Source organism: Paenibacillus sp. J31R98 (genome assembly GCF_056269245.1).
The window spans coordinates 33,426-55,605 of the sequence record NZ_JBWDNO010000009.1; the positions used below are offsets into that span (position 1 = coordinate 33,426).

The 22,180-nt window shown below is 49.5% G+C and carries 18 protein-coding genes; 11 read left to right on the forward strand and 7 right to left on the reverse strand.

Annotation, left to right across the window (positions count from 1 at the left end; translation table 11 throughout):
* Window positions 1-143: 143 nt before the first annotated feature.
* The 5 genes from AC0YNX_RS25710 to AC0YNX_RS25730 all read left to right on the forward strand — a co-directional run bounded on the left by AC0YNX_RS25710 (window position 144) and on the right by AC0YNX_RS25730 (window position 4,926).
* Window positions 144-1,001 (forward strand): helix-turn-helix domain-containing protein, encoded by an 858-nt coding sequence (locus AC0YNX_RS25710; protein WP_475818563.1) that lies wholly within the window; start codon window positions 144-146, stop codon window positions 999-1,001.
* Between the two features lie 69 nt (window positions 1,002-1,070).
* Complete coding sequence (gene mutY / locus AC0YNX_RS25715) at window positions 1,071-2,414, forward strand: A/G-specific adenine glycosylase (protein ID WP_475818564.1); 1,344 nt, start codon at window positions 1,071-1,073, stop codon at window positions 2,412-2,414.
* A gap of 115 nt (window positions 2,415-2,529) precedes the next feature.
* Window positions 2,530-3,153 carry a bifunctional 4-hydroxy-2-oxoglutarate aldolase/2-dehydro-3-deoxy-phosphogluconate aldolase gene (locus tag AC0YNX_RS25720; protein WP_475818773.1) on the forward strand — a complete coding sequence of 208 codons (624 nt, stop codon included), beginning with the start codon at window positions 2,530-2,532 and terminating at the stop codon, window positions 3,151-3,153.
* A 408-nt stretch (window positions 3,154-3,561) separates the two neighbouring features.
* On the forward strand, window positions 3,562-4,158 hold the full coding sequence (locus AC0YNX_RS25725) for a GNAT family N-acetyltransferase (RefSeq protein WP_475818565.1): 597 nt from the start codon (window positions 3,562-3,564) through the stop codon (window positions 4,156-4,158).
* 297 nt (window positions 4,159-4,455) lie between these two features.
* Entirely contained in the window at window positions 4,456-4,926 is a 471-nt protein-coding gene (locus tag AC0YNX_RS25730; RefSeq protein ID WP_475818566.1) for an NUDIX hydrolase, read from the forward strand.
* Window positions 4,927-5,272: 346 nt separating this feature from the next.
* On the opposite strand, the gene AC0YNX_RS25735 is transcribed toward AC0YNX_RS25730, so the two are convergent.
* The 6 genes from AC0YNX_RS25735 to AC0YNX_RS25760 all read right to left on the reverse strand — a co-directional run bounded on the left by AC0YNX_RS25735 (window position 5,273) and on the right by AC0YNX_RS25760 (window position 12,160).
* The gene (locus tag AC0YNX_RS25735) at window positions 5,273-6,811 is read right to left on the reverse strand and encodes an MDR family MFS transporter (RefSeq protein WP_475818567.1); all 1,539 of its coding nucleotides are present in this window, start codon (window positions 6,809-6,811) and stop codon (window positions 5,273-5,275) included.
* Between the two features lie 85 nt (window positions 6,812-6,896).
* Window positions 6,897-7,472, reverse strand: coding sequence for an NADPH-dependent FMN reductase (locus AC0YNX_RS25740; RefSeq protein ID WP_475818568.1), 576 nt, complete (start codon window positions 7,470-7,472; stop codon window positions 6,897-6,899).
* 157 nt (window positions 7,473-7,629) lie between these two features.
* Window positions 7,630-8,307: a response regulator gene (locus AC0YNX_RS25745; RefSeq protein WP_475818569.1), complete on the reverse strand. Its 678-nt coding sequence runs from the start codon at window positions 8,305-8,307 to the stop codon at window positions 7,630-7,632.
* 13 nt (window positions 8,308-8,320) lie between these two features.
* Complete coding sequence (locus AC0YNX_RS25750) at window positions 8,321-9,994, reverse strand: GAF domain-containing sensor histidine kinase (protein WP_475818570.1); 1,674 nt, start codon at window positions 9,992-9,994, stop codon at window positions 8,321-8,323.
* Between the two features lie 151 nt (window positions 9,995-10,145).
* Window positions 10,146-11,417, reverse strand: coding sequence for an MFS transporter (locus AC0YNX_RS25755; RefSeq protein WP_475818571.1), 1,272 nt, complete (start codon window positions 11,415-11,417; stop codon window positions 10,146-10,148).
* A gap of 281 nt (window positions 11,418-11,698) precedes the next feature.
* Window positions 11,699-12,160 carry a MarR family winged helix-turn-helix transcriptional regulator gene (locus AC0YNX_RS25760; RefSeq protein ID WP_475818572.1) on the reverse strand — a complete coding sequence of 154 codons (462 nt, stop codon included), beginning with the start codon at window positions 12,158-12,160 and terminating at the stop codon, window positions 11,699-11,701.
* A gap of 187 nt (window positions 12,161-12,347) precedes the next feature.
* Between AC0YNX_RS25760 and AC0YNX_RS25765 the strand changes: the two genes are divergently transcribed.
* From AC0YNX_RS25765 to AC0YNX_RS25790, 6 genes are all read left to right on the forward strand, one after another.
* Window positions 12,348-13,976, forward strand: a complete 1,629-nt coding sequence (locus tag AC0YNX_RS25765) for an apiosidase-like domain-containing protein (protein ID WP_475818573.1) — start codon at window positions 12,348-12,350, stop codon at window positions 13,974-13,976.
* A gap of 67 nt (window positions 13,977-14,043) precedes the next feature.
* Window positions 14,044-15,876 (forward strand): cache domain-containing sensor histidine kinase, encoded by a 1,833-nt coding sequence (locus AC0YNX_RS25770; RefSeq protein WP_475818574.1) that lies wholly within the window; start codon window positions 14,044-14,046, stop codon window positions 15,874-15,876.
* Complete coding sequence (locus AC0YNX_RS25775) at window positions 15,854-17,443, forward strand: response regulator (RefSeq protein WP_475818575.1); 1,590 nt, start codon at window positions 15,854-15,856, stop codon at window positions 17,441-17,443. Before AC0YNX_RS25770 ends, AC0YNX_RS25775 begins: the two co-directional genes overlap by 23 nt.
* Before the next feature lie 226 nt (window positions 17,444-17,669).
* Window positions 17,670-18,647, forward strand: coding sequence for an ABC transporter permease (locus AC0YNX_RS25780; RefSeq protein WP_475818576.1), 978 nt, complete (start codon window positions 17,670-17,672; stop codon window positions 18,645-18,647).
* A gap of 21 nt (window positions 18,648-18,668) precedes the next feature.
* Window positions 18,669-19,553: a carbohydrate ABC transporter permease gene (locus AC0YNX_RS25785; protein ID WP_475818577.1), complete on the forward strand. Its 885-nt coding sequence runs from the start codon at window positions 18,669-18,671 to the stop codon at window positions 19,551-19,553.
* Window positions 19,554-19,648: 95 nt separating this feature from the next.
* On the forward strand, window positions 19,649-21,418 hold the full coding sequence (locus AC0YNX_RS25790; RefSeq protein WP_475818578.1) for a type 2 periplasmic-binding domain-containing protein: 1,770 nt from the start codon (window positions 19,649-19,651) through the stop codon (window positions 21,416-21,418).
* A 211-nt stretch (window positions 21,419-21,629) separates the two neighbouring features.
* On the opposite strand, the gene AC0YNX_RS25795 is transcribed toward AC0YNX_RS25790, so the two are convergent.
* Complete coding sequence (locus AC0YNX_RS25795) at window positions 21,630-22,031, reverse strand: c-type cytochrome (protein ID WP_475818579.1); 402 nt, start codon at window positions 22,029-22,031, stop codon at window positions 21,630-21,632.
* Window positions 22,032-22,180: the final 149 nt, after the last annotated feature.

Here is a 22,180-nt window from a genome sequence, read left to right on the forward strand (position 1 = left end):
CAAGCCTCCTGTTAGATCGTTATATTCAGTATAGGTCGCTCGGGAAGCAGGATGCAACTGTGCGACACATGCCCCATCATGAGGTATAATAGAGCGTATTGCCGTAACATCAAAAGGCTGCATAATGGGAGAATGGCATCAATATGAAGCTCACGTTCAAAACAATCCTGCAAAATTATTTTCACCGGTTCCATGCCGATGTATCCATGGCTGCACATTCCATGACAAACAAAGGCTGGCAGTCGGAGCAACCGCCGGAGTTTTATCGTCTTTGGTTCATTAAGGATGGTGAAGGCGGGCTACAAATCAAAGACCAGTACTATGAGCTAAAGCCAGGACGGCTATTACTGCTCCCGCCTGGGGCGCAGCAATTCTTCGGTCCGGTTGAAGGAAAATACGTCAGCTTGTACTGGTGTAATTTTCGGGCGCCGATTGGCGATATGGAACTTTTTGATATTTTGAATTTAAAAGTAAGCATAGCACTGAACGATCAGGAGCAGGAGCATATTGAGACACTGTTCAAGCATTTGGTTGAAGCGTATCGCTCGGTGACGTTGACGCGAGGTTTGCGTGTACGGGCCGCGCTGTTCGAGATGATGGCTTATTTTCTGGAGTATAGCGGTTTTAATGAAGAGAAATTTCTCGAGATTGAGCCGATTGCTAAGATTGATCATGTGCTGGAATATATTGAAGAGCGTCTGTGCGAACAGATTTCGGTGGACGAGCTGGCGAAGCTGGCTTTTTTGCATCCGAATTATTTTATAGGCTACTTCAAGAACATTGTCGGCTACGCGCCAACGCAGTATATTAATATTCGCAAAATGGAGCGTGCCAAGACGCTGCTGGAGGATGTGAACGTCCAAATTGCGGAGGTTGCCAGTCAGGTCGGGCTTCAGAATCACTACTTGTCCAGGCTGTTCAAGCAGTATACGGGGCTGACGCCTAAGCGTTATCGGCAAATTTATATCTATAACACTGAGCAGGGCAATGACAGCGAATAGGACCTAGTTTGGACCAATTTAAAAAAGAAGTTCTTGCATGAACGTAAGGCCTGAGAGGGGAAGAGAGCAATGACAACGGAAGCAGCCCGTTATTTCAGCAGAGAGCTGCTGAGCTGGTATTTGGCGAATCGAAGGGATCTCCCTTGGAGGCAAAATCGTGATCCCTACCGGGTATGGGTGTCGGAAATTATGTTGCAGCAGACGCGCGTGGATACGGTGATCCCGTTCTATGAGCGATTCATGGCGAAGTTCCCGACAGCAGCTGCGCTAGCGGAAGCGCCGGAAGCAGAGGTGCTCAAGAGCTGGGAGGGGCTTGGGTATTATTCGCGAGCGCGCAATCTGCAGGCTGGGGCACGGGAAGTGGTAAGCCGTCACGGCGGCGCCGTTCCCGATGATAAGGAAGCCGTCGCTGCGCTGCGCGGCATCGGTCCTTATACGAGCGGAGCGATTATGAGCATCGCATTCAATCGGGCGGAGCCGGCGGTGGACGGCAATGTGATGCGGGTATTGTCGCGCTACTTCTGCTTGGAGGACGACATTGCAAAGCCGGCGACTCGGGTCGGCATTGAGAAGATCGCTGTAGCGCTCATCCCGGAGGGAGCCGCGGGCGACTTTAACCAAGCACTCATGGAACTGGGCGCGATGGTGTGTACGCCGAAGTCACCGGGCTGTCTCACTTGCCCGGTGATGCAGCACTGCGAAGGAAGGATGGCTGGCAAGGAGCACATCCTGCCAATCAAGACGAAGGCCAAGCCGCCGCGGCCGGAGACGCGGCTTGCCGCAATCATTACCGGCAGCGGCGAGCACGCTGGCCGCATTCTTGTGCGCCAGCGGCCGGAGAGCGGCCTGCTCGCGCAGATGTGGGAGCTGCCGCATGTGCTGTTCGCCCCGGAGGGCGACAGCACCGGCAGCATGGCCGCGAAGCGGCGCGGGCGCGGCGCCAAAGCTGCGGCTGCGGCGGGAATAGCCGCAGCCGAGGCGCAGCTCGCGAGCGCGAGCGAAGACGCAGGCGCCGCGCTGGCTGCGGCGGCGAGGGCGCCAAGCGCGCTCGAGCAGCACGCGCGGCAGGCTGATTATATGAGCCGCGCGCTGTCAGCGGAGGAAGGCTTGCTCGTGCGGCCGACGAGCTGGTGGGGCGAGATGGAGCATGTGTTCAGCCATATCGTGTGGGACGTGCAAGTGTTCCGCGCGGAGTTCGGCTTCTGGCTGCAAGCCGCTGCGAAGCAGGAGGCTGCCGTGTTGGCGGGAGCTGCTGCGGAGTCGGCTGTGTTATATGAAGCTAGCAGCACGGCAGTTAATAGTGAGGCGCTACCTGCCAATTACCGCTGGATCGGACCGGAGCATATGAAGGAGCTGGCGTTCCCGAACGTATTCGTACGGATTTTGCGGGATTACTGGAATGAACTGGACTAATTTGAATTGCTTTTGCAATCGGGATCGTTCTACAATGGGTTATAGCAAAGTCAGGTTAAATCAATCAATGATTCGCAAGTGATAGAAACCAAGGAGGCTGCTTAACTTGAGTCAAATGTTCGAACGATTACAGCAAGAGAAGATTGTTGCGATTTTCCGTTTTATTGAGGACCAATACGCAGATCAAGCTGCACAGGCGCTACTGGACGGCGGTATTTCGCTAATGGAAATTACGATGAATACCGAAGGTGCTGCAGGAATGATCAGCCGCTGGCGTGAGAAGTTCGGCGACCAAGCCGGTATCGGAGCGGGCACAGTGCTTGATCTCGACATGGCGAAAGAAGCGGTAGCCGCAGGTTCTCAGTTCCTGATCTCTCCGAATTTAGATGAATCCGTAGTCGACTATGGCTTGAAGACCGGCGTGCCGGTATGGCCTGGCGTTATGACGCCTACCGAGATTGTTCGCGCTTGGAAAGCAGGCGCTGAATTGGTCAAAATCTTCCCGATGGCTTCACTCGGCTTGAAGTATCTCACCGAAATCCGCGCGCCACTCGATAAGATTCCAATGCTCGCATCCGGCGGCGTTGACCTCGACAATATCGCAGATTATTTCAAAGCAGGCGCATGCGGCGTTGGCATGGGCAGCAAGCTTGTTAATATGGATTGGGTGCGGAGCGGACGTTATGATCTATTAACGGAACGTGCACGGAAGTTTGTAGAGGCAGCGAGCGCGCTGTAATGAAAATGATAGAATGAATGATAGAAACCGCCTTGGAGCAGCTATGCTTCGAGGCGGTTTTTTTGCGTGAATAGGCGCTATAAAAACAAAGAGGCCTGCGGCATATCCGCAGGCACAAGAGAGAAAATATATAATAAAGGGGGGTCATGTGTTTATTATAGTTTCGTAATATGAAAGGAACATGAAATGAATATTACAATTTCATTACAGAGGAAGATTTTAGAATTCCTTTAGGTAAAAATTGATAAGGGAAAATAAGGCTCTTTAATTGAAAATAAGATTCGTCGCAGGTTAGACATGGAACAACCCTAAGATGACTCGTGCCGGTACATAATTAAAAACTTACTCGATAGTGATGGCTCACAAAATTAGTCGATTATAAAACAGTATCCTGAAAGGAAGTCAAACATGAAAAATCATAATACACCAACATTAGAAACTGAACGATTGATATTAAGAAAGTTCACTGAAAATGACATACAAGCCCTTTTTGAAATCTACAGAGATGAAGAAGTGAATACTTTTTTGCCTTGGTTTCCTTTGAACTCATTAGAAGAAGCTGAAAATTTTTTCAAAGATAAATATTTAGAAGCCTATAAGCAGTCAAGAGGATATAAATATGCTATCTGCTTAAAAGCAGACAATATCCCAATTGGTTATGTAAATGTAAGTATTGAGGAGAACCACGATTTAGGTTATGGGTTGAGAAAAGAATTTTGGCATAAAGGGATTGTAACAGAAGCAAGCAGAGTTATTGTTGAACAGGTAAAGAAAGACGGCTTCCTTTACATCACTGCTACCCACGATATTAAAAATCCTCGCAGTGGTGGAGTAATGAAGCAGTTAGGCATGAGCTATAAATATTCCTTTGAAGAACAATGGCAGCCTAAAGATATACTGGTTATATTTCGTTTGTATCAAATAAACTTTGATGGGCAAAATGTTCGGATTTATAAAGAATACTGGAATAAAAGTGCTGTTCACTTTATTGAAAATGATATATAAACTGCCGGCATGAACGGCAGCCGGCCTCCCAATCGTGTGCCGTTGTTCATTGAAGTAACAGGCAGGATAACTTAATTAAGTCTGGGAGTTTAGGGAGGAGCACCGAAGGAGCAGATTAGTTTAATACTTTAATTAAAGAATAGTTATAAAATTCCATGTTTCAGTTTCATTAATCCATTCAAGATTCGGTCGAAATTGTTACAATTCAATTAAGCATTACAAAAAATGAAAAAAGAAGCTTCTTGAGATATGCAAGAAACCTACTTAGTTAATATGCTATCATTATGGAGGGGAAATATGGAAGGAAGTCAAAACTATATTCGTTATATTCGAGAAAAGGTCGGAAATGATTTAATATTTCTTAACTTTTCCGGAGGAATTATTTACAACGAAAAGAATGAAGTACTATTGCAAAAACGAGGAGATAGAAATGCTTGGGGATTTCCGGGCGGTGCAATGGAACTCGGAGAATCCGCTGAGGAAACAGCAATTCGCGAAATTTTCGAAGAAACTGGTTTAACAGTGAAAGTTGAACATCTAATCGGCATATATACCAAATATTTTGAAAAATATCCAAATGGAGGGGAAGCTCAAACCATTTCATTCTTTTTTCAGTGCAAGCCCGTTAGCGGAGAGCTAATTGCAGACGGGACAGAATCATTAGAGGTAAGATATTTCTCTGTTGAAGATTTTCCACCTCTTTTTAATAAACAACACGAAGATGCTCTAAAAGACTGGATATCCAATAAATTAGGCAATTTTAGATAGGTTCATTGTAAACTTGGGAATAGAATATTATCTACTGGAGTTGCGGGGTATCAAGTGGACGACGCATTGTGCTAACGGGCACGATTACGTATAACAACATGCTGCCGAACAACATCGGCGGTCTGTTACGCTAGCGAACGTTTGGTCATTCTTTCCTACGACGGGTACTATAGTTGAACGAAGACATGATGGCAACCAATAGACAATAAAAAAGTGCCCAACCTTGCTTTAAAGCAGGGTTGGGCACTTTTATTTGTTTAAAAACCTAATAATGATCTGTACAATTTCAAGCTACTATATCCATTAAACTTGTTTATCCAATTCATGTGGCTTTACAACTGCACATCTAGTGCGATGAACTGTACTCGCTGCTTTCCACCATAGCGTCAAGTTTTTCGCGGCTCATGAAGAACGCGAAAACTAGCGCAAGCACGGATGGGATGATCGCCCACAGGAAGGTGTAAGTGATAGAGGAGGATAGCGCGGACACGATTTTGTCCAGCACATCCGTTGGAATTTGCTCTCGCGTCTCCGGCGTTAGAATCGCGCGCGGATCGCTAAGATCTAGGTTCGCAGGGATTGTTCCGCCGCCTTCAGAGCCAGCAAAAGCAACTTTGATATTGTTCGTCATCGCGTGACTTTGAATGATACCGAAAACCGTTATACCTATAGTCATACCAAGGGAACGTAGGAAGTTCAACGTGGCGCTCGCCGACCCACGCTCTCGCGCTGAGAACGAATAAATCGCGGCATTGCCAAGCACGGAGAACGACGCACCGATGCCAATACCCATAATGACCATAAAAACCGTCACGATGAAACGAGAGGAATCGACGCCAAGTGTTGTTAGAAGCACATTGCCTGCGACAAGCACAGCTAGCGTTGGAATCATAAGCGAACGGAAGGTAATCTTCGTATTCAGGAAACCGCTTCCGGTTGCTGTTACAACAGTACCGAGCATCATTGGCAGCAATACAAGGCCGGCATTCGTTGCTTTGCCCCCGAGTACCCCCTGGATAAAGATCGGAATGAACACGGTAGCTGTCATATAGGCCGCACCGCTGAACATCGCCATCGCATTGCTGGTCAAGTACAGCCGCTTACGGAACATATTAAAGCTAATAATTGGTTCAGCCGCTTTACGCTCGATAAGTATAAAGGAGATCAGCATCACCGAAGAGCCAGCGAACAAGCCTAAGATTCGAGCCGAATCCCAAGCGTAATTCGGTTTGCCGCCGAGTTCAAGGGCGAACATCAGACAGATAATGCCGGCTACCAACGTGAATGCTCCACCCCAGTCGATCTTCTGCTTGGAATGCTCCACCGACTCTTTATAGAAGAATGCAATCATGACGAACGCGATCAGGCCAAGCGGGAGGTTGATGTAGAATATCCATTTCCAGTTGATATAGTCTGTAATATAAGCACCGAGCAGCGGACCGAATATACTCGACATGCCGAAGACGGAACCGAATAGACCACCAAGCTTGCCACGGCTTTCAAGAGGCACGGCGTCGTACATAATGGTGAATGCGATCGGCACAAGCGCGCCGCCGCCGATCCCTTGAATCGCGCGATAAACGCTAAGCTCAGTAATCGAATCCGCCGTTCCGCAGAGGATGGACCCGATCATAAAAGTAATAATCCCGAAAATAAAGAACTTCTTCCTTCCGTACATATCGGACAGCTTGCCGAATATCGGCATACCCGCCATTTCTGCAACCATATACGCCGAAGTGACCCATACGAACTTATCCATGCCGCCGAGATCATGAACGATCGTGCCCATTGCTGTCGTGACAATCGAATTGTCCATGGATGCCATTAGAATACCTAACAGCAAGCCGGCGATTACAATGCCAACATGTTTCCGCTCTGCCTTCATTGTGTGCAGCCCCCTTCAGTAACAGCTCTCCATCCTGCAACTTCATAAATCGGCAAAATGAGTAATCATCGCAGCTTCACCTTCTTTAGACAACAGTCCCGGTAGCAGGCCCGCGGTTTCCGCGGACAAGCAATGTGAGCGCGAGGAACGAGTCGAGCACTCGGTGAATACGGTCATCGATTTCTTGTCCAATTTCATTAAAGTTCCGCCCAGTTTCGAACCATTCGCGTTGCGCACCGCCAATCGACAGCCATTCCGGGGCATTGATACCGTGGAGGTTGCGGACAGTCGATTGCAGCTGCATCAGTGAGCTTACGCCGACCGCGCCGCCGGCAGAGCTGACGGAAAGCACAGGCTTACCGCCAAAATAGGTCTGTCCGAGATGATCGAGCGCATTTTTTAATACGCCGCTCATTCCTCCGTGGTATTCGGGTGAAGAGAGAATGATAGCATCGGCTTTGAGCAACAAGCGCTTCAGCTCGCTCAGTCCGCTATGGCCGTCTTCGGATTCATCAGGAGAATAAAAGGGAAGAGGATTGCGATACAAGTCGAACAGAGCGGCCGAATGCCCCTTCTGCTCGATGAGGCGTTCAATATATTCGACGAGCCGTGTACTGGTGGATGATTTGCGGTTGCTGCCTGCGATAATGACGATTTTCATAGGATTCAATCCTTCCTGACGGTTGTTTTGCTTTCGATGAGTTCATCTTACAGCAGAGCGCGTCATCTCGGCGTCGTCGGGAAGGATGATGCCAACAACACAAAAAGTCCAGCCTTTCGGCTGAACTTTACTACAACTTTAGTCGGAGTGAGTTGGCTTAGTCGCCGAGCCCCTGTTTAACGGCATAGATGGCGGCCTGCGTCCGGTCGGCCAAGCCAAGCTTGTCGAGCAGGTGACTGACGTGGGTCTTGACCGTCTTCTCGGTAATGAAGAGGGCTTCACCGATTTCTTTATTGCTTCGTCCACATGCGATGAGTTGAAGTACCTGTTGCTCTTTTCGGGTCAGTCGCTCGTTAGGCGCCCCAGCCGATGCCGACGGTCCATTTGCCATGTGGGTGTCGGCGGATAGCTCTGGTGAGGAGACTAGTTTCATGAGCAGACCAGCTGCCTCCGAGTGCAGCTCGACCTTTCCTTCGTATACTCGCTTAATTGCTTGTACGAGTTCGTCTGGCTCGATATCTTTAAGCAGATAGCCCTTTGCACCTGCTCGAATCGCGGGGAGCACATGATCTTGATCGGAAAATGAAGTAAGAACGATGACTTTGATCTCGGGCTGGGAAAGTTGAAGCATCTTCGTCGTTTCAATACCGTTTAGCACCGGCATGTTCAGATCCATGAGGATGACGTCCGGACGGAGCTCGGCTGCCTTATCGATCGTTTCTTGTCCATTAGCGGCTTCACCTACCAGCTCAATATCGGGCTGAGTCTTTAAAAATACCTGTAACCCTTTGCGGACCATCGCATGATCGTCAGCCAGCAGTAGTTTAATTGCCATAAATGATCACTTCCTATTGATTACTATTTAAGGTGCAGGGAATCGCAACCTCTATCGTAGTTCCGCCCTTGTTTACACTTGTGAGCGTAAATCGGCCGCCAAGCGCTTCCGCTCTCTCTCGCATTATTGATAGCCCGTACGAAGGCGTAGCTTGCTGGTGACGCTTTGTCTTCTTGACACCGCGCCCCTTGTCGGTTATCCGGAGGATCGCTTGCTGTGCATCCAGCTTCAAGTCGATGGATGCCTCCGCAGATCCGGCATGTTTGTACACATTGTTGAGCGCTTCCTGCCCGATTCGCCATAGCGCTTCTTCCACATTTCGTGGCAGCTCACAAATACCAGACACCTGCGTATGAACACGGAGCTCCAGCTTCTCGCCGTATGTCTGAAGCGCCGTGACAAGGCCAGCCTCAAGGCCAGGAGGACGAAGCTGCATAATAAGCGCGCGCATTTCCTTGAGCGCTGTTTGTGAGAGGGATTGAATGTCTCCCATCGGCTGAAGCGCCGCTTCGGGCTTGCCACTCTTGAGTAAGCTTTCCACGCCTTTGGCCGTCATGGAGAGCGAGAATAGCATTTGGCAGACGGAGTCATGCAAATCACGGGCGAGCCGATTGCGCTCTGCATGGCGGGCGAGCTCCCGCCGCTGCTCCTCTAACTGAGCGCTTTCGAGCGCCATCGCAATGTGATCAGCAAGTGCCTCCAGCACCTCTTTATCGATTGTCCGCAGCATACGTCCGGTCGCATCATCCCCGACTAGCAGCATGCTTCGCGGCATTAAACCAGCGTTCGGAATCGGGACAGCCTGGGCAGTTGATAGCTTAGGAGACAGCCCTTGCAGCTCGTGACAGTCGGCAAGCACTGAAGCCTGATCAGTTGTTGCCGCGACATAGCGTCGTTTGCGGTTGGCCTCTCGTAACCAGTTTGTTACTGGCAGCAGGAGCCGGGTATCCGGCAGGGATGTAATTCCGTTCGCATAAACTGCTTGCAGGAAAAGTTCGTCATTGACCGTTTCTAGCAGAGCTGCGAACGGCCATTCGAAATGTTCTCCGATCTGCTGCACGATAAGCTCCTTAAGTCGTTCCAATTCGGTTCCACTACTTACAACCATGCCAATTGATCGACTAAAGTTGCCTAGCCGCGAGAACAACTCTGCCCGCCGTTGTTCGATTGCATAGAGACGCATCCGGTCGACGGCGCTGCTGATTTGGAATGCGACCGCCTGCAACAGCGCGAGTTCTTCTTTCGAGAAATGCGATTTGCCGGGCGATGCGACATTCAGAACTCCGAAGTCTCGATCACCGGAGCGGAGCGGTACGGTGGCATGGTGGGTAATGCCACGCGTGTCACCCCAGCTGAATTTAACCGCATCTTCCAATCGTTTGCAGTGTAATATATTAACGGCATTATTCAAGTCATTTTCCCAAAAACGATCCAGACACCAGCAAGTACCACAGCGCATCGGAGCTTTATCTTCATGCTGCAGAGCCGCCGGCAGGTTGCTATCGGCGATGCATGTATAGTCCATCCGGTCGCCGGTTAGGAAAATCCATCCGGCTTGCAGCCCAGTCAGCTCCAGCAATTTGTCCATCACCGTACTGAGCATGAGTGTCAGATCGTTAGACTGGTTCAACGTTTCGGCGATAATCTTAAGTGTAAGTAGCTCTTGTACGTGAGGATCGGTCGTCATCGTCATTTCCCCTTTAGAGTTAGGTTCGAGAAGAAGCGGCTAATTTCCTCCAAACAAAAAAAAACGGCGAAGCTGGTATCAACCGGCTTCACCGCTTTGTTTATAATTAACGAACAACCAGATACACGATTTAGAAATACCCAGACGGTTATTACGCTTGTGTCCGCAGCTCAGCGGCATTCTTCGCGATCCGCAGCGCCATCAGCGAAGCAATCAGGCAGATAAACCCGGCTGTCACGAAAGCGGTCGTATACGTGCCGGATATTTGCCGGACTAGACCCGCGCCGTAAGCTGCTGTCGAAGCGCCGATTTGATGAAATACAACGATCCAGCCGAATACCATGCCAGCCCGTTCTTTGCCGAAGGTTTGCGCGGCAAGCTTGACGGTCGGCGGTACAGTTGCGATCCAATCCAGACCATAGAAGATCGAGAAAACGACGAGCATCATCGGCGTCGCATCGAGCGCATAAGGCAGGAAGATGAGCGACAAGCCGCGCAGGCCGTAGTACCAGAACAGCAGCTTGCGAGAGTCGAAACGGTCCGTTAACCAGCCTGACATCGTCGTACCGACCAAATCGAAGAGGCCCATGAAGGCGAGCAGCCCAGCGGCCGTTACTTCTTCGATGCCATGGTCGCCGCATGCAGCGATCAGATGCGTGCCGATCAAGCCGTTCGTCGAGAATCCGCAGAAGAAGAACGTACCGGCGAGAAGCCAGAACGTCTTGCTTCTCATCGCATCGCGGAGAGTCAGCAGCGGCGTTAAGAAAATGCTGCCGCGAAAAGGCTCGGGCTTCACAACCTCATCCGTGCCGTATGCCGACGCACCTACGTCGTACGGATGGTTGCGCATGAAGATCGCGACCACGATCAACAGCACCAGCACGACGCCGACTGCCGTATAGATGGCAGATCGCCATCCTTGGTTAACGGTAATATGAGCTAGCAGCGGCATGAAGAGCAGCTGTCCGGTCGCCGCGCTCGCGGTCAGAATGCCGACGACCAAGCCCCTGCGATTCACGAACCAGCGGCTGGCGACTGTTACGCCGAGCACATTCGCTATCATGCCCGTCGCTAGCCCGGAGACAAGCCCCCAAAGCAGTTGATACTGCCACAGATGCGTCATTAAAGGCGTGACCGCTAGGCTGCCGGCCAGTACTGCCAGCGCGGTAACCATCATTCTGCGTACGCCGAACTTCGCGAGAAGCGCCGCCGAGAATGGACCGACGAGGCCGTATAGAAATATACCTACAGAGATGACACCGGAGATACCGCTGCGTTCCCAGCCGAATTCCTTTTCGAACGGAACCATGAAGATGCTTGGCATCGATCGAATGCCAGCGGAGATGAGCAGCGCGACGAACGTCACGAGTACGACGACCCAACCATAAAAGAACTTAGTTTGCGATGGAGCGGATGATTGCATAAGATGACACCTCTTTCAATAAAATAACGGATAGCCGTGCGCGGAACTGATTATTGTAGAGTTCCCGTAGCAGGAGGAACGTAAACTGAGTTCGCTGGCGATCACATTTCTATTTTGTATGTACAACTAATATATTCGCGTCGCTATGTCCTTGTCAATTGCTTATATCAAACTTCAACATCTTTATCCGGAAAAAGATGGTTACCGGACACTTGCAGCAAACCCGGCACAGCCTAGCCGTGCCGGGTTTCTTTGACATTGCATCATTTTTAAACTCCCACTCACTGTTCTTCCAGGAGCGAACTCGTTTTCTCCAACTCTGCGGACAGCAGATCGGCAACCGCCTTACCGAGCAGCTCCTCGTAATTCGCCTTAAACGCTCTGGAGGCATCGCGAATTCGTGGTTCCAGTGCTATTCCTTTCTCCGTCGGGTAGACAAGCACCGTTACCCCTTGCACCTTGCGTTCAACGAGCTTCTTCGTTTCCAATTTATCGATAAACCGCGTCAGCGTTGAAGGCTTAATGTACAGCTTCTCCGCGAGCAGCTTCTGCGTAATGCCGGGCGTGCCGTTCACAATGCGGATCAAATAACCGTACATCGGCGACAGGCCGGTCTGTGCGAATTCCTCCTCAGCCATCTTCGTGACGGCCCGGCTTAACCGGTTCGCGTTAAAAAACAGACATGTGCGGAGGAACGCATCGTCAGCCTGATCGGCGGGTGTACCGTTTACTGGAATGTCCATTTTGACTCCCCCCTCGTTAATGTTCGTTGTACATACAAACTATCGCAAAGGGCTTTGGATGTCAAATCCACGCAAAACAATCCATAATTCTGTATCAGGATTGCAAGTTTTGTTCCTTGTGAATAGGAAGACGTCAATGCTACCTTAAATGTGATATGGAAAACCAAGCTTGATGGAGGTTCGGAATATGACGAAACATAAACGCTGGCAAATGTCGGAATTCGTGGCTAGCAGCGCAGCTACACTAAATCAGCCGTTCTGGGATGTATCCGCAGTCGCTACCTTCACTCATCTTGCAGATGCCAAGACGCAGAAGGTAAAAGGATTTTACGACGGCAAGGACGAGAATGGCGAACATATATGGAAATTTCGCTGGACACCTTCACGAAGCGGAGAATGGGAGTGTCGTCTGGAGTCATTTCCGCGAATAGATGGGATTGAGAGAACGTTCCGCATGGTCGTGGAAGAGAGCGAGGACGAATCGAAGGGCTTCATGAGAGCGGTTGGCGGACGCACATGGGGGTTTGAGTTTGACAACGGGGAGTCGTTCTTCCCGCTTGGTGACACGATTTATAATCTTTTCGGAGGGATGCACTGCGGCCTTGATGTTGAAGCCATTCTGTCGCACCGCAAAGCACAAGGTGTTAATTATGTTCGAGCCCGCATGCAGGTGAGTCCCTATCACAAGCCAATTGCGAGTAGCTGGCAGACCCGCGATTGCTGGCCATGGCTCGGCAGCCCGCAATGGCCGGATTTTAGAGGCTTCAATCTGGATTATTTCCATTCTGTGGATCAAACGATGGAGTTGCTGGGAAGTCTCGGCATCGGTGTTGAGGTCATATTGGAAGCGTGGATGCTGGAATTTCCGTTTAATGATCGCAATCAATTCCTGACGGAGCATGAAGAGCATTGGATTGATTATATAGTGGCGCGTTATTCGGCTTACCCATGCATGTACATCTGGTGTCCGGCTAACGAATACGACCTGTATCCTGGACGTACAGACAAAGCGTATGTGGCTGAAGCAGGGCGATGGTTGAAGCGTCTGGCACAACAGATCAAGCAGTCCGACCCGTATCAGCATCCCGTCGGCGCGCATCAGTGGGTGCAGGAGACCTCTTTGCACGAAAGGGTCGGCAATTGTGACGCAATCGATGTCTATCTGGTACAATCCGACTGGTTCTTGGAATTCATGAAGTACAACCGCAATCCGTCGCTTTGCCTCTGGATTGAGGATTCGCTTCGCTTCCATGCGCCGGATCGGTCAAAGGCCGTACTTTGCAGTGAATTCGGCTACGAGCGCGCGTCCAAGGAGCATTATACATTGGATGCGCATGAAATGATGGATGAGCATCATACACGCAGAGGGATGTGGAAAGCGGGCTTCGTCGGATTCCCGATCGTACATGGTTTCAACAATACATGGGGGCCGCATTTATCGATAGATGGCGACTCCATGGGGGCAGCTAGTATGTTGCCGTACTATCGTTTTATGACCGAAATATGTCCTTATCAACAACTTTCGCCGCAGCAAGAACTCGTTGAATCGGATGAAGGCATGCTGGCGCTGGAAAGTCCCGCGCTTTGTCTCGCCAATGACGAGTTGTCTCGTATAGCTGTGTATTTGCCTGTTGGCGGTGAGGTAACAATGAAACTTCCAGAGGATCAGGTGTATGATCATTATTGGTATAATCCAAGGACAGGCGAACAGACGAAATCGGCATCCGGTGGAGGACGAGTATTTCATTCACCTGAACGGATCGAACAACAGGAGCTTGGCAGCGACTGGACGCTCGTCCTGACAATGAGGAAATAACGCCCTCTCGCCGGACTATCGGGGTTCATGGTACGATAACAGCATTTACATCATTGTGAGAGGGCGGGTGGGCGCCACGATACGCGACTTGTTGCAAAAATATTTGTTCGCGAAATTTCTCAATAAAATTTTACTGACCTTCGCGCTGCTGGCGATCCTCCCCCTGCTCGCACTGACCTATATTGTATCGGGCAACATTACGGAGATTCTTCAAGAGAAAGAATTGAACGTCAATTACCATATCCTTAAAAATGTCGAAAATTACTTGGACGATATTAGGCGGGTCTCCATCGATACATCCAAGTCCTTCTATTTGGATGACGTGAATTCCAAATATAGTCCGCTTCAATTTGTCCAGAACGCGAACAACATGAACCCGGATGATTATTCGATTGCCAAAACCGAATTCGAATCATTTATTTCCTATCGATATCAACAGTTCGACGAAATTCAAAGTCTGCTGGTGAGCGGATTTGGCGATGATACGATCTACATGACGGATAGGGCGCACTCCTCGTATGCCCGTCTGCTCAAACAGAGTCAAACGAAATTTCCTTTCAATTGGAAAGGTGTCTTCAATGGTTATTCAGTTGTGCCTGCGCACACCGTCAATTATTCAGGTACAAACAACCGGGTGTACTCCATGGCGATTAATTTGATGACGGCCAATTTGTCCCAATCGATCGGAACGCTGCTTATCGACTTCAATACATCCGATATTGTGAATTCTTACTCGGAGTACAAATCCGAGCTGAAAGGTTATTTGCTTATTCTCAACAGGAAAGGCGAGGTCGTGTTCGATTCCTCGGGCCGCTATTACGACCATGTTTATCCCTATTATAAGGAAATCATGCAATCAGAAGATAAGAAGCTCAATTTGGAAGAACCATCGATTGTTAACGTTGATGCTACGTCCATGAAAGATTTTGTACTGATTGGAGTCATCCCCGAGAAGCTGATCTCTTCCTCCATTAATGCGACGAAACGAACGATATATTACGTCGCGGCAGGTTGTTTGCTTGCGGCGCTCGTGCTTGCGTTCTTTGGCATTTCTGTATTTAGCAAACGGCTGAAATCACTAATTTTTGCATTGCGCAAGCTGCGTAAGGGCGATCTGTCCTACCGGATTCCGCTAACAAAAGCAACCGACGAAATCACCCAGATCACACACCATTTCAATCTGATGTGCGACGATCTGAACGAATACATTAATAAGGTATATGTTCTCGGCATTCAGCAGAAGAATGCGGAAATCCAAGCGCTGCAATCGCAGATTACGCCGCATTTTCTGTACAATTCGCTAGAAGCGATCCGAATGAAGGCCGTAGCAGACGGGAACGACGAAGTTGGAGAGATGGTATGGATTCTGTCCACGCTGTTCCGAAGCGCGATCAAGACGGATAACATTATTGAGCTGCGGGATGAAATCAAGATCTGCCAATCCTACCTGGAGCTGTTCCGTTACCGTTACGACGACCAGTTGAACGTGACTGTCGATATTCCGGATGCCCTGCTGGATTGTGCGCTAAGCAAGCATTTGCTGCAGCCCGTTATCGAGAATTTCATCATGCACGGATTTGACATCCGAAAAGAGAACAAGCTGGTCATTCGGGCGACTTCGACAGAGCAAGACATTCTGCTCGCGATTTCGGATGACGGCATAGGCATGACGGAAGAATCACTCATCTCGGTGAGGAGTCAGCTGGAATCCGGTTCGAAGCGTTCGCCGACTCAAAGTATCGGCTTGCTGAACGTAAACGAACGAATAAAGCTCATTTTTGGCGACGAATACGGGATCGGGATCGAGAGCGAATGGGGCAAAGGAACAACCGTCACGCTGCACTTGCCGAGAAAAACGAAGAAGGAGCTCAGCGACAATGTACAAGGTATGGCTGGTTGACGACGAACCGCTTATTCTGGAAGGGTTAAAGAAACTCATTCCGTGGGAAGAGCACGGGCTGGAAATCGCAGGCGAATTCAACTACGGAGAGGAAGCGCTTGCGGGTATGGGAGCAGGCTACGGCCATATTCTCATTACGGATATTCGGATGCCGGGCATGACGGGCCTTCAGCTCATTGAGCGCGTCAGGGAACGTGGCTTGGACATTAAATGCATTGTGTTGAGCGGCTATGACGATTTCGAATATGTCAAAAGCTCTCTTCGGCTTGGCATCGAGAACTATTTGCTGAAACCGGTATCGAAGGAAGAACTGTCCCAGACGCTGCTCAATACCGTGAGCAAGATTGAAAGTGAGCTGTTTCGCAACCGCACGGAGTTGGAAGGCATTAATATATTGAAACAAGTGATGCTGTATCGCTGGGTGACAAACAATATCGGCGGAGACGAGCTTGAAAGCAAGGCGGCGATGCTAGGCATCGATACGACAAGTCGATTCTATACGGTGGCTGTCATTCATTTGCTGCGCGACGCAGAGGAAACGCGCGAGACGAAAATTTATGACAAGCATTTACTCAGCTTCGCTGCTGATAATATTTGTGGAGAAGTGCTCCATGAGATGGCTGGCGGACTGTCGTTCTGCGACCTGAATGGCAATATCGTGCTGCTGTTTCCGAGTGGCGAAGCCGAAGCCGGCCGAAAGATTGTGGAGGATACAATAGCGGTGTGTCGAGAACGATTGCGGAGACTTCTGAAGTGGAATGCGTTCGTTACAATCGGTCCGGCCGCTGCTCACTATGCCAATGTGCACGAGAGCTACCGCGGGGCCATGAGCCTGCAGGAGTACGGTTTGTTTTTACCTTCCGGAAGCGTCATTCAATTCAATGAAATGAAGGAGAACCGAGCGTCGACCTTTAAGGGTTTCAATATCGACCTGGAACGGATCGAAGGGGCTGTCGCCTCGAAGGACGAAGGGGTCATCGTCGCGATTTTCGAAGATGTATTCGCGAAGCTGCGGACAGCGGAGGGCTTGACGCCTAAAGTAGTGCGCAATATGACGATTGAGCTGCTGACGCGGTTTTTCGAAGCGGTGCAGGACGGCAAACCGGTTAAAGAGCATGCAGCGGCGGATTTGAAGCCGGTGCTCGTCGATTTGTTCGAGCAGCGCGGGCTTGACCAGATTCGGGACTGGCTGAAGAATGTCGTGCGGGACACCTTCGCGTACATGCAGCAGTCGGATGAGCGTTCGAGTCCGATAATCAAAGAAGTGCTTCGCTATATGCAGGAACAGTATGCCGACAATTTGTCTCTCAAAGTGCTCTCCGACCGTTATCATATCAATACGGCTTATCTAGGACAGTTGTTTAAACGGGAGACGGGGGAAATGTTCAGCAATTATTTGAACCGGATTCGCGTGGAGAAAGCGAAGAAGCTGCTTGCGACGACAGCTATGAAGCTGCCGGAAATCTCGGAGCGGGTCGGCTACGTCAATCAGATTTATTTCTCTCGTGTCTTTCGCAAAATAACCGGTATCTCGCCGCAGGATTACAAGAACGCCAGCAGGCTGTAGCGGGATTTATTTAGGTACGGGGGATTAAGGAATACAGGTTGAAAAAAGTGTCGGCTGATAACTCTGCTACTAACAGAGTTATCAGCCGACACTTTTTTAATATGAACAACTATTCTCTGAAGAAATCAGCGCGATAGGTGTCATAATTTGATTCTGCTCTTCGAAATTGTGTGTCTGTTGTCTACCTGATTAGGGTTATACAATAAATGCAGGAGGTGAGAAATCAATGTCAAGTCAACGTAATTCTGCTCTTTCCGCCAACCCGACTCTAACGGGAGCGGCGCTCAAACCAGCCTGGTTTCGTAAAAATTCGAATCGCCTTATCTTGCTCGCGATGGCGATTCCTTTCGTAGCGCATGTAATTTTCTTCAATTACATTCCATTGTTTGGTTGGGCTTATGCCTTCTTTGATTATCATCCCGGCGTTAGCTTGTCCGATACTGACTTCGTCGGCTTACGATTCTTTAGAATGGCTCTTGATTTCAATGGGGGGAGCGACCTGCTTCGCGTTCTGCGCAACACGCTCGTTATCAGCTTCTTGGGCGTATTGGTTTCCCCGCTGCCGATCGTATTCGCTATTCTCGTTTCCGAGGTCAGAAGCGGTCTCGTCAAACGATGGGTACAAACGGTCACGACATTGCCTTATTTTCTAAGTTGGATTCTTGTATTCGCGATCGCATTCGCCACGTTCTCGATCAACGATGGTTTCGTCAATGACTTGCTGCTCAAGCTGAACTGGATTCAAGATCCGATCAATCCACTCGCGAATGACAATATCGCTTGGTGGTTTCAGACTTGCATTTCAATCTGGAAGACGCTTGGATTCAACGCCATTATCTATATCGCAGCCATGGGCGGCATCGATCCTGAGCTTTACGATGCGGCATCGGTTGACGGTGCGTCGAGATGGCATAAGATAAGGCATGTATCGGTACCTGGAATAATGCCGACGTTCGTCGTCCTGCTTCTACTTCAAGTAAGCAGCTTCCTGACGAATGGTTTTGACCAGTTCTATGCATTCATGAATCCACTTGTACAGGACAAATTAGAAGTGTTTGACTATTACGTTTACCGCGTAGGGGTTGCGCAAAGCATGTACTCGCTGTCGACGGCGCTAGGTATCTTCAAGACAATTGTCAGTGTAATCATGCTGTTTCTCGTCAATTCGCTGGCTAAGAAAATCAGAGGCGAATCCATTATTTAGAAAAGGGGGAGGAGAAGCAACATGAATCAAGGAAAAGGGGACACGCTGTTCCAGGTTTGCAACTATATCATTCTGGCGATCATTTCGCTTGTCTGTGTTTATCCGTTTTATTACATTCTAATATATAGCTTGAGCGGCACGAAGGCCGCAGCACAGGGTGTATATTTGATCCCGAAGAGTATTACGCTGGACAACTACCTGCGTGTGCTATTGAATCCGGGCATTGCCCACTCGGCGCTCATCTCGCTCGAACGAACGGTTATAGGAACACTGCTCACCATCGTCTGCTGTACGGCCTTCGGCTATGTCCTGACGAAGCGGGATCTGCCTTGGCGCCGCGTTATTTATCGGATGCTCGTTATCACAATGTATCTGAATGCCGGACTGATTCCGATGTATATGCTGTACCATCAAGTGGGGCTTATCAACAACTTTCTCGTGTTTGTGCTGCCGTCGGCAGTTAGCGCTTACCATATCATTTTGATTAAGACCTATATCGAGCAACTGCCGCCGGCATTGGAAGAATCAGCTATGGTCGATGGAGCGAACTACTGGATTTCATTCCTTCGGATCATAGTGCCGCTATGTACGCCTATCATTGCAACGATTGCAGTGCTGAATGCAGTTTACCAATGGAACAGCATCTATGACAGCATCATATTCGCCAGCAGTTCTCGACTGGAGACGTTACAGCTGCAGCTCTACCAGATTCTATCGAACTTTCGGGAAGCGGGCCGAGACATTAATACGACCGATCTGGGACGTAACTTGTCTGCGGTGCAGCCATCCTCGATGACGATTCAAATGACAATCACGATGATCGCAACGCTGCCGATTTTGTTCGTATATCCGTTTCTGCAGCGATATTTTGTCAAGGGCATCATGTTAGGCGCTGTAAAAGGCTGAAGCTCGACTTTTACGATTCTGCCTAATCGCAGAACTTTCATAAAGGTACAATGAACAGCGATTGAAGTGAAGTGAAGGGAAGGGGAAGCAACAAGATGAGAAAGAACAGAAAGAAAGCGGCGGTACTTCTAGCAGCTGCGTCGATGATGATCTTCGCAGCAGGCTGCGGCAACAAGGCGTCAGAATCCTCGAATGCCGGGAGCAATAACGGAGGGAAGTCGGAGACAGATTCCGGGCCTATTACCCTGAAGGTTTGGGCTCCTTACAACAGTACTGGACCATCCGGCCTGCAAGACAACCCGGTTATGACCGAATTCACGAAGCGTACTGGTGTCAAACTGGACATCGAATACAATATGACCCAAGAGAAATACAATGCGTCGATCGCATCTGATGATCTTCCTGACTTGATGGTCGTTTGGAACCAGGATCGGGAAACGCTATTACGGGGTAATAAAGTGCTTGATCTGGATCCGCTGATGGCGGAGCATGGGAAGGAAATCACGGCAGAAACGCCCAACAAAATTCCGTTCTCCAAGCAGTTCTTAAGTGACGATACGAAGAAACTATACTTTATTCCAACCTGGGATCAGGACAACCCGCCGAATCTAGTGAAATCGTTCAGCAATGGCTCCACCGTCGGACCGTTCATCCGCTGGGATTATTACAAGGAAATCGGTTATCCAGAGCTGACGAATAGTTATATGGACCTTATTCCAATCTTGAAGCAGATGCAGGATAAACATCCGAAAAATGCCGATGGCAAGAAGGTATACGGGCTTTCTCCGTGGTTTGCGGATTGGGATCTGTGGAACTTTACCGCGTTTACGCAGGGGGTTCAGAATGTCGATCCTGAGCAGGAGAAATTCATCGACATCCAGATGAAAGACGGTGGCTTCCTTAAGAGCCAGATCGGTGACCCGACAAGCACGCTGTGGCAAGGCGCTCAATTCTATAACAAGGCAAACCAAGCGGGTATTCTCGACCCGGATTCCTACACGCAAAAGTTTGATCAATTTAATGAAAAAATGACTGGCGGACGCGTACTTGCTTCTTTCGTTAACTGGACGACTGGAGGCGCCAATGGCCAGTTGGTCAAGGATGGTCATCCGGAAGCCGGCTTCATGCAAGTGAAAATGCCAGCATCCCAAACCTCGATGTACAGCGGCTGGGTGAAGCCATATGTTGACCGTTGGTCGTTTGCGATATCCAGCAATACCAAATATCCGGAAAAAGCGATGGACGTCATTAACTTCCTGTCTTCCTCGGAAGGCATGCGCCTGATGCTGAACGGTCCACAGGGCGAGTATTGGGATGTAGACGCGAACGGTATGCCGAAGCTGAAACCGGACATTTTGCAACTTCGCAAAGCTGGCGTTCAGCAGGACTTGGAAGCGAAAGGTCTAGGTACGTACACGAATCTGTACGGCCGGGATGCCGCAGTCTGGGATGCCAAATACAACAGCTACGCCGACTTCTACTATAACGAAGATCCTGCGGCACAAACGGCTTCATCGCCGCTCGCAGTCGATTATACGAAGCATTACAATGTTCAATATCCGGATCAGATGATCGAGCAGACGTTGCCGGGCAATAAAGTAAAGGCAGACGCTACATTCCTTTCCATGATCGATCCAACTCCAGACGACATCAAACTGATCGACAGCAATTTGCTGAACTATTTGAAAGGTGCGATGATCAAGGCTGTAATGGCGAAGACGGACGCTGAATTCACGAAAGTTCAAAACGAAATTATCGCCAAATGCAAGGATATGGGTTACGAGAAAGCATTCGAATGGCATAAGCAGAACTTTGAGAAAGCCCGCAGCAAAGTGGCGGAGTTCAAAGGTTCGCTGAACAAATAACCAAAAAAATGGCGGCACGGGAATAACATTTCCCGTACCGCCATTTTTGCATTTTTGGACCACGAGATGTTGCCTGAAATTTATAGTCCTCATTCAATATAGTATAATTTTACGAAATTTTTACTAGAATCGCGATCAGGAATAATCGTAAAAAGCCCCGCAAGGTCATTGACCCTGTGGGGCTTTTGTATGTGCTTATGTTTGGCGCTTTCTACTGCTTCGTCTTCAGCCAGCCGGCGAGAGTAGCGATCTCATCATCGGTTAGCTGTCCCTGGAAGGCAGGCATTCCACCGCCGCCTTGATGGATGCGGGTCGAGATGTCATCTACCGACAGCTTGCCGCCAACCTTCTGCAGGTTAGGACCCATGCCGCCAGATAAGTCTGCTGCATGGCAGCTGACGCAGTTGCTCTTATAAAGGTTCTCTGCGGCGGCGGCATCGACCGTGCCGGCTCCTGCATTATTGTTGGTACTCGGCGTATTCGTTGAAGTATTCCCGCCGTTATTTGTGCCCGTATTATTGCTGTTGTTGTTCTTGTTCCCACCGCAGGCGGATATCGACAAGGCGAGCGTAAGCCCTGTTACCGCGATCAACCACTTGGATTTGCTTGTCATAAGCAAGTTGCACCTCATTCTTTGTCTTATTTGTCATACGTTTCCCTCATTCCTCGCACCGTATGCGGCATTGACCAACGTCAAACGAATAACCCCATCCAAGATGGACAATCTAAGCATGGGATATGAAAAATATAACAGGCGAAGCC